The following is an 8,298-nucleotide window of genomic DNA, read 5'->3' on the forward strand; positions in this document are numbered from 1 at the left end:
AAAGTGAAGAAGCATGGAAAATATCCCACAAAAACAGTATAATTTCCTTATGACAACACGCCAGTTCCTTAATATCGTCGAGATGCGAACGAAGGTCATCAGCATGGGAACTTTCGTCTGTGCCTCTCTCTATGCAGTTAATATTCAAGATAGTGTACCCATGGTTCCTTGGGTGATTATGGGGTTTGCAACCCTGTTTGTTGATATGGGAACCACCGGCTTCAACACCTTTTTCGATTATTATCGGGGGACAGATAATCTTACCTATACCAAGGAGAAAGAGAAGGTTCTGGTCCATGAGCAGGTCAACCCGCTCTCTGCCTTGCTTATCTCACTTGCCCTGTTCGCACTTGCCGCAGTGCTGGGTCTCGTTTTGGCCTCTATGACCAGCTGGTATCTTATCGTTGTTGGTGGGCTGTGCATGCTCGTTGGTTTCTTCTACACAGCCGGTCCCCTGCCGATCAGCAGGACACCGTTTGGTGAACTGTTTGCCGGAGGCTTCCTGGGCAGTGTCCTCTTTCTGATCACGCTCTTCGTCCTGGGAGTTCCCCTTGGTGCCAAGGAGGTTGCAGCAACTCTTCCCTTCCTTTTGCTTATTGGTATGATCCTTTCGGTGAACAATGGCTGTGACCGCATTGGTGATACAGCAAATGGAAGGAAAACACTTTCCATTCTCCTGGGGAAACGAGGCAGTATCGGCTTGGTTGCAGCAGAAGGCTTGGCTGCCTATCTGGTGAGTGCAGTGTTTGTGTTTGTTGGAATGTATCCCGTATATTTCCTTCCCCTGCTGATATTTCTGGCCATCCGTTTCTTGGTCCAGTTCAGGAACATGAGGAGGGAGGGAATGGATGAGGCACACAAAGCCCAACATATGCGCTTTGCTTCCTCTACATTTGTCTGGTTCGCATTGAGTTTCCTTATTGCTTTCCTGCTCAGTAAAGTGTTCGGTTCTCCGGCTTTTTAATGGTTGCTGCAAATACGGAGTTAGCCAATCCCAAAACCGCTGAAAGTGAGAACAGGACTTCAATGCCAAGCGTTTTCCAAATGTATCCGCCAAGCAGGGCGATCATGACACTGATCAGGTGGTTGACCGAGATACCCGTTGTAAGGGTAGCGGTGAGTTCTTCACGGGAAGAGGACAGGTCTCTTACATACACATTGGTTGCCATGCTTGCAAGGCTGATGATTGAATCGAGTACAAAATTGACACATACCACGATGAATGCAATTTCCATCGGGAATAACCGGTGCGCAAAGCCATAGAGCAAACAAACGGCAACGAGAATGATGGTATCGGCTACCATGATGGTCTTATATCCCAGCTTGTCCACCAATATCCCGATAACCGGACTGAGCAACATGCCGAAGATTGCACAGATGGCAAGCAGCATCGCGATAACTGAGGTGTCGGCTCCATAGAAAAGGATGAGGACATAGGGAGCAAAGGTGAGGAAGATCTGTTTTCTTGCCCCATAAAATATCTCCAGCATGTAGAACTTTCCGAACTTTCGGTGGAAGTACAATCGGCTTCTTTTAACTGGCTTCCCACGATCTCTCATCGTGAGTACGATAACGGCTGCTGAGAAGAGCAAGGAAGCGGAGAGGAAGAATATCACCCTGAAACCAATAATTGAATCCCTTGCATACCCAAGGCGACCAAGGACCAGGAAGAGGATGGAGACAATGACAAAACCACCGATGTTTCCCCCATGACTGATCGCTGAGGTTACCCCCAGGCTGGCTCCTCCTTTCTCGTTTTTTGCAAAGGAGAGGGACATCGAGCTCTTGATCGGCATGATGATATGCTCCCCACTACTGAAGACAACCATGAAGAGGATGACCACTACTTTGCTGGAGCCGAGAAACAACAAGCCAAGCAAACCGAAGAGCATGATAAGTGTACCTACCTTGTAGACGGTACTCTCACTGAACCGATACATGGAGGCGAGGATGAAGATAAGCAGGAGTCCCGGTAATTCCCGAAAGAATTCGACGATTCCCCGTTCAAGTTCAGATATCTTTACTATCTCAGCAAGATAGTTGTCCTGAATTCCACGATACAGCCCGTAAGCAAGACCGGTAAGCAGAATGGTAGTAAGGAATACCCTCACCTCCGTATCGCCCCGGTAGATCGATTCTTTCTCTCTCGGCATGGTAGAGACTCCAGTTGGCTTGAATTACCTGTGACTATGGTTAGAAACGTCACAGTTGTCAACAACTGAGAGTGAGAAATACATATTGACTGCACTCTAGCCCCGTCGTAGGCTACAGAGAGAGAAGGAGATGCAGATATGGAAGGAAAGCGGTTTGGTTCTACCTTGGAAGGGAAATTGGTGGTAATAACTGGGGCGAGTAAAGGCATAGGCAAGGGTTTGGCTGAGATCATTGCCTTTGAGGGAGCACGGGTGGCGATTGCTGCTCGGGACATTGATGCGCTTGAGCAGGTTGCTGCCGGCATACAGGACCAAGGGGGTGAATGCAAAGCCTTCAACCTTGACTTGAGACGAGTGGACTCCATCAAGGACTGTTTTTCCCGTATTGAAGAGGAAATGGGTCCGATCGATGTACTGGTGAACAATGCAGGCATGGGCAATCCAATTCCAGCTGAGGAAATTACCGAGGAAGACTGGGACTGGATGATGGACCTGAACCTGAAAGGAACCTTCTTTTGCTGCCAGGAGGCAGGAAAGAGAATGCTCTCCCGTAAGAATGGTCGCATCGTGAACATATCCAGCCAAGCTTCCGTGGTGGCCATTCCCCATGAGGCGGTTTATTGTGCTTCAAAGGGTGGGCTGAATATGCTCACCAAGGTATTGGCCGCTGAATGGTCCCCCAGCAATATTACGGTCAATGCAGTTGGCCCTACTTTCGTCTACACCCCTGGCACTGCTGAAAGGCTGGATGACCCAGCATTCCTTGCAGGGGTACTTGGTAAGATCCCTCGTGGGAGGGTTGCCTCCATTGATGATGTTGCTTCCGCAGTCCTCTATCTTGCGAGTGATCATGCAGACATGGTAACCGGCACCCTCCTGCTGGTTGATGGTGGCTGGACCGCCCTCTAAGATGAAGAGTAGGTAAAGAACAAAAGGAGTGTCTTGTTTTTTGGAACTCACAGTCCTATCATCTACCCATGATATATATTGTTGAGGACAATCCGGCAATTGCGGAGACCATCCAAGCCTACTTGCAGTTGGCAGGGTACACCACTGAAGTATTCGGCAAATGTGCAGGTGTCATTGAAAGTCTGGAATACAAACATCCCCGTCTTTGCATCCTTGATGTGATGCTGCCTGATGGGGATGGTTTTCTTCTGGCCAAGCAGATTCATGCGTATGATATGAGCATCCCCTTCATATTCCTGACCGCTCGTGAATCCGAGAGCGACCGGATAACCGGTCTGGAACTCGGGTCAGAGGATTATATTGTAAAACCATTCAGTCCTAAGGAGTTGGTACTGAGAGTCCAGGCAATACTCAGAAGAGTGGAGCAGGGTGGCAAGCAACAAGCAGAAGGTGATGTATTTGAATTGGACGGTCATACGCTCAACCTCAATGAACATACCCATGAAGTCGTCCTAGATGGTATATTGCTCTCCCTTACGGCGCTTGAATGGAAGATGCTTCTTCTGCTTGCTGAGAACAGTCCCCAGTTGATCACAAGACAGCGTCTCTTGGGTGAATGCCTGGGGTATGTACACGACGGAAGTGACAGAACGATCAACACTCATATGAAGAACCTGCGATCAAAGCTTGGGTCAGCTGAGTGGATCAAGACAGTGAGAGGATTCGGGTACGCATTTGCAGGAAAACGGAAGGAAAGTTAGAATGAGAAGAACCATTTCCCTGTCTAAGCTAAACTTCCTCCTGGTCCTCCTCAGCCTTCTGGTGTTTGCCTCATTGCTTTCCCTGATGCTCTTCTTCGGGTTGGATGCAACCCAGGATGCCTGGTACTCCCAGCAAACCGCTGGCCTGCAGAGACAGATTGAAGAACGGGTCCTGGAAGTATACAGGCAAGACGGAACGCTCAGCGAAGGAACCCTATCCGTTGCATTGGAAGACTTATTGCAACAACCAACCTACCTGATCATCTCCGATACTGGGAGAAACACGCTCTACTCCTACCATAAAACTGATCGCAGCGTTGGAAGGGCGAGGGGTTTTCAGTTTGGACAATTGGAAAACCAGAAGGTACTCCCCATCATCGGTGAGGAGGGACAACCCATTGCCTACTATTCCATGCATCTGCCTACCTTCTCCGAGGTGGAAGCCAATGCAATGCTTGTCTCAGCTGCAAAGAATGTACTCATCTGGGCATTGCTTATTTCCTTGATTGTAGCAGTACTCCTTGCCTTTCTCTTTTTTATCCCACTCAAGAAGCGGAGTCGGGAACTCACGGAAGGATTGTCCAGTATGGCCAATCGTCAGCGGGATGTTGTACTAAAACAAAGTATGGTGAGTGAGTTTGCAGACATCAGTGAAGCAGCAAAAAAACTCCAGGAAAATCTATTGCATGAGGAGCGGCTTCGTCGTCAATGGGCAGCTGATATTGCCCATGATCTGAGAAGCCCGGTTACCGTCCTCAAGGGCCAGTTGGAAGGCGTTGCAGATGGAGTCCTGAAACTGGATGAGCATCGTATTGCGCTCTTTCTGGCAGAAACAGAAAAGCTGACGTATATGATCAATGACCTTTCTCTTCTGACGCATCTGGAATCCCCTGGTTATAAAGTACATACTGAGCCAGTAAGGGTCGATGAAGTGCTCAAGAATCTACTATCCCGCTTCGAAGTGCAAGCAAAGCAGAGAGAGATGGACTTCTCCTGTGATGCCACCCCATTTTTATTGCAAGCTGATGAGAATCTGTTCACCAGACTCATGGACAACTTGATTTCCAATGCTGTGAGATACGGCACAGCTCCTTCCACAATCACCATCCATGTTGTGGGTGATTCGGCGGGTAATGCCGTGCAGCTGAGTATTGAAAACGAAGGAGTCATTGAAGAGGCATTCCTTCCTCGGCTCTTCGACAGGCTCAGCAGAGCTGAGACATCACGTTCCAGTGAAGGTAGTGGACTGGGGCTTTCCATAGTTAAAGCCATTGCTGAAGCTCATGGTTGGAATATTGCCGTGACCAGCGAGAAAAAAACCAAATTTACCCTCTACTTTACCTAATCTTTATCTACTGTTGAAACTCTCTGGACACTACAGTGCGAAACTCTAGTCAAGACAAACAAATTGACTGGAGGTCAAAAATGAAGAACAACAAACGTATCGGGATGGTAGCCATCCTCCTTATCGTCGGCATCGTAGCACTCAGCGCAGCTCCTGCATTCGCACAAGGTAGAGCAGTAGCACCAGTGCAGGGAAGGGCCGTAGCCACAGCTCCTCGATCAAGCGTCCAGCAGAACCAGGCTGTACAACAGCGTGTGATGATGATGGATTGTACTGCAGAAGATTGCATTTTTGATGAGCTTCCCGCTGAACTGCAGGCCCAGATTGAAGAGAGAAGGGCAGAAGCTGAACTGAGACAGGCTGCAGGTGGCCAGTATCAGGGTGGTGGTCGTGGACAGAAAGCTGGATCACCACAAGGTGGTTATGGCCGTCGCTAAATCGTAGGATACGTAATCTCTCAAGGAGGGTCTTCGGACCCTCTTTCTTAACGTAAAGATCTGGGAAAATGCATTTATGATTAGTAATGATATATAATCATATATAAATATATCTTTGTGTGATAAGGAAAAAAAACACGTTTTCTGCAAAAAGCCTCTTGAGAAACACTACATCTGAGCGCATACTGACCATAGTAAACGCAAGGAGAGTATATGAGAATTATCGATGTATTGGTTATTGGGGGCGGTGCCTCCGGATTGCAGGCAGCAATCACCACGAAGACCACCTATCCAGAGAAAGAAGTGGTTCTGGTTCGTAAGGAAGAGCAAGTCCTGATTCCTTGTGGAATTCCCTATATTTTCGGAACGCTCAGTGACAGCAGCAAGGATATACTTTCAGACAAGTTGCTTACCTCAGTAGGGGTTGAGATTGTCGTGGATGAAATGACCGAAATCAAGGTCAAGGAAAGACAATGCGTGTTTGCAAGTGGCGAAACGATGCAGTACGCGAAGTTGATCCTTGCCCTGGGCAGTATCCCCACCAAGCCGGCTTGGCTCAAGGGTGGAGATCTGGAAAGAGTATTCACCATACCTAAAAACAAGGTGTACCTTGACAAGATGCTTGATCAACTCAAGGACCTGAAGGAAATCATCGTCATTGGTGCAGGCTTCATCGGTGTCGAGGTGTCTGACGAGCTGAACAAGAGAGGGTACCATGTTACCTTGTTGGAAATTGAGAAAGCAATCCTCAACCGTGCCTTTGATGATGAGTTCGGAGTCCTTGCCCAGGAGCATCTTGAAGAGCGCGGGATCAAGGTAATTACGGGTAAGGGTGCCAGTGAGATCAAGGGAAAGGATGGAAAGGTCAGTGAGGTTGTTCTCACCAGTGGTGACCATATCAAGGCTGATGCAGTAATCCTCTCTATGGGATATGCGCCCAATACTGCAATTGCAAAAGCAGCAGGCATTGAACTCAATGAGTTTGACTTCATCAAGACCTGTGAATACATGCGTGTATTGCCCTGTACCAGTGATATCGTTGCTGTCGGGGACTGTGCAGAGAAACGGGATTTTGTCACCAGGAAACTTGACCGTACGATGCTTGCCTCCACGGCATGTGCAGAAGCCAGGACAGCAGGTATGAACCTTTATTCTCTGAGCCCCTGTAAACCATTCACGGGGACCATTGCCATTTACTCTACAGCTATCGGCAATCATGCTTTCGGTACTGCAGGTATCACTGAGGCTCGTGCCGTAGCTGAGAATTTCTCGGTCATCTGTGGCAGTTTTACCGGCATGGATACCCATCCCGGGAACCTCGAGCACTCCCACAAGCAGATGGTGAAACTGATTGTTGCCAGCGATTGTGGCATGATTCTCGGTGCAGAGGTGTATGGCGGTACTTCTATTGGGGAGTTGACCAACGCAATTGGTTTCCTTATTCAGAATCGTGTAACGGTCAAGCAGCTCCTTACGATGCAAATCGGTACGCAACCCTTGTTGACTGGTTCTCCTGCAGGATATCCTTTGATCAAGGCAGCCGAAGTGGTCGTAAAGAAGATGCGTTGTTAGGCATTTTCATTCATTTCTCTTTTGCCCTGTGTATGCTATAGTTAGCAGGGCAAAGGAGAGGTAACCTATGAAAACACTCATCATCTATGCAACTCGATATGGTACGACCGGAGCATGTGCGAATCTACTCAGTGATGCACTGGAAGGGGAGGTCGTATTACAAAACCTTGCAGAAAATCCCACGGTTGATCTTGCAGGGTTCGAGACTGTTGTCATAGGAAGCCCTGTCTACGCAGGTAGGGTTAACAGACGTGTTAAGCGTTTTTGCAGTGACCATGAGGCAACCTTGCTTGGTAAACGTTTAGGGCTCTTTACCTGCGATATGGAAGAGGGGGAAGGAAGTATCAAGCAATTGGATCATTGCTATGCCCCTGCCTTGGTTGCCCATGCATTGGTGAAAAACAGCTTTGGAGGACAGTTCCTCTTCTCCCGGATGGGATGGTTCACCAAGAAGATGATCAAGATGATGAGCAAGAGTGATGAGGATGTCAAACGAATCCAATATGACGCGATCAAGGAATTCGCCGACGTACTCAACAGCTAGGTTGTGCTTTCTTCGTTGCTGCCTTTCTCAATCGATTGTTGATTGCAACCCCGATCCCCTGTTCAGGCAACAGGGAACAGACCATGAAACGTAATCCCATGCCATCCAGCTTCCTGATCGCCCAATAGAGCCGCATTGCGGCTTTCTCGCTGTCCTTGTCTTCACTGATGTAGGCCACAGGGCCTTTGAACGAAACACCAATATCCTCAGACAGTAATACGCCCACATCCTCACATCCTTGGTACTGACGAACATCATCAACCAGGTAGAGTGGGGTCGTTGGGGCATAGTGCGATTCCAGCAATCCTGGGCTCTCCATCTTTGTGTCGGTAGGGCCAGCCTGTTTTGCCATGGCAACCTCGCCAAGCAAGGGCTTGAGCTCTTCACATCCGATTTTTCCTGGTCTGAGAATGGTGGGAATGGGTGTATGCAACGCAAGCACTGTTGATTCAATACCTACTGTACAGGCTCCTCCATCCAGGATTGCTGCTATCCTGCTTGAGAGTTGCTCTCTCACATGCTCTGCAGTGGTAGGGCTGGTATAACCAAACCGGTTGGCGCTTGGGGCTGCAATTGG

Annotated in this window: 9 protein-coding genes; 7 read left to right on the forward strand and 2 right to left on the reverse strand. The window is 48.6% G+C overall.

What is annotated here, in order from left to right; genetic code table 11:
- Nucleotides 1-49: 49 nt before the first annotated feature.
- Complete coding sequence (locus tag AB7S66_RS09910) at nt 50-964, forward strand: prenyltransferase (RefSeq protein WP_428519562.1); 915 nt, start codon at nt 50-52, stop codon at nt 962-964.
- Here the strand turns inward: AB7S66_RS09910 and AB7S66_RS09915 are convergent.
- Entirely contained in the window at nt 933-2,153 is a 1,221-nt protein-coding gene (locus tag AB7S66_RS09915) for an MFS transporter (RefSeq protein WP_428519564.1), read from the reverse strand. The genes AB7S66_RS09910 and AB7S66_RS09915 overlap by 32 nt on opposite strands.
- Nucleotides 2,154-2,291: 138 nt before the next feature.
- Here AB7S66_RS09915 and AB7S66_RS09920 point away from each other — a divergent pair, with 138 nt between their 5' ends.
- The 6 genes from AB7S66_RS09920 to AB7S66_RS09945 all read left to right on the forward strand — a co-directional run bounded on the left by AB7S66_RS09920 (nt 2,292) and on the right by AB7S66_RS09945 (nt 7,721).
- Nucleotides 2,292-3,062: an SDR family NAD(P)-dependent oxidoreductase gene (locus AB7S66_RS09920; protein WP_428519566.1), complete on the forward strand. Its 771-nt coding sequence runs from the start codon at nt 2,292-2,294 to the stop codon at nt 3,060-3,062.
- 68 nt (nt 3,063-3,130) lie between these two features.
- Nucleotides 3,131-3,823, forward strand: coding sequence for a response regulator transcription factor (locus tag AB7S66_RS09925; protein ID WP_428519568.1), 693 nt, complete (start codon nt 3,131-3,133; stop codon nt 3,821-3,823).
- Nucleotide 3,824: 1 nt separating this feature from the next.
- Nucleotides 3,825-5,168 (forward strand): sensor histidine kinase, encoded by a 1,344-nt coding sequence (locus AB7S66_RS09930; protein WP_428519570.1) that lies wholly within the window; start codon nt 3,825-3,827, stop codon nt 5,166-5,168.
- Nucleotides 5,169-5,248: 80 nt separating this feature from the next.
- Nucleotides 5,249-5,605, forward strand: coding sequence for a hypothetical protein (locus AB7S66_RS09935; RefSeq protein ID WP_428519572.1), 357 nt, complete (start codon nt 5,249-5,251; stop codon nt 5,603-5,605).
- Between the two features lie 213 nt (nt 5,606-5,818).
- Nucleotides 5,819-7,177 carry an FAD-dependent oxidoreductase gene (locus tag AB7S66_RS09940; protein ID WP_428519574.1) on the forward strand — a complete coding sequence of 453 codons (1,359 nt, stop codon included), beginning with the start codon at nt 5,819-5,821 and terminating at the stop codon, nt 7,175-7,177.
- Nucleotides 7,178-7,244: 67 nt separating this feature from the next.
- Nucleotides 7,245-7,721, forward strand: coding sequence for a flavodoxin domain-containing protein (locus tag AB7S66_RS09945; RefSeq protein ID WP_428519576.1), 477 nt, complete (start codon nt 7,245-7,247; stop codon nt 7,719-7,721).
- Here AB7S66_RS09945 and AB7S66_RS09950 read toward each other — a convergent pair.
- Nucleotides 7,711-8,298, reverse strand: a 588-nt coding sequence (locus AB7S66_RS09950) for an L-threonylcarbamoyladenylate synthase (RefSeq protein WP_428519578.1), incomplete at its 5' end; no start/stop codon positions are given. The two genes, AB7S66_RS09945 and AB7S66_RS09950, sit on opposite strands and share 11 nt — an antisense overlap.

The organism is Sphaerochaeta sp. (genome assembly GCF_050178175.1).
Classification (GTDB): domain Bacteria; phylum Spirochaetota; class Spirochaetia; order Sphaerochaetales; family Sphaerochaetaceae; genus Sphaerochaeta.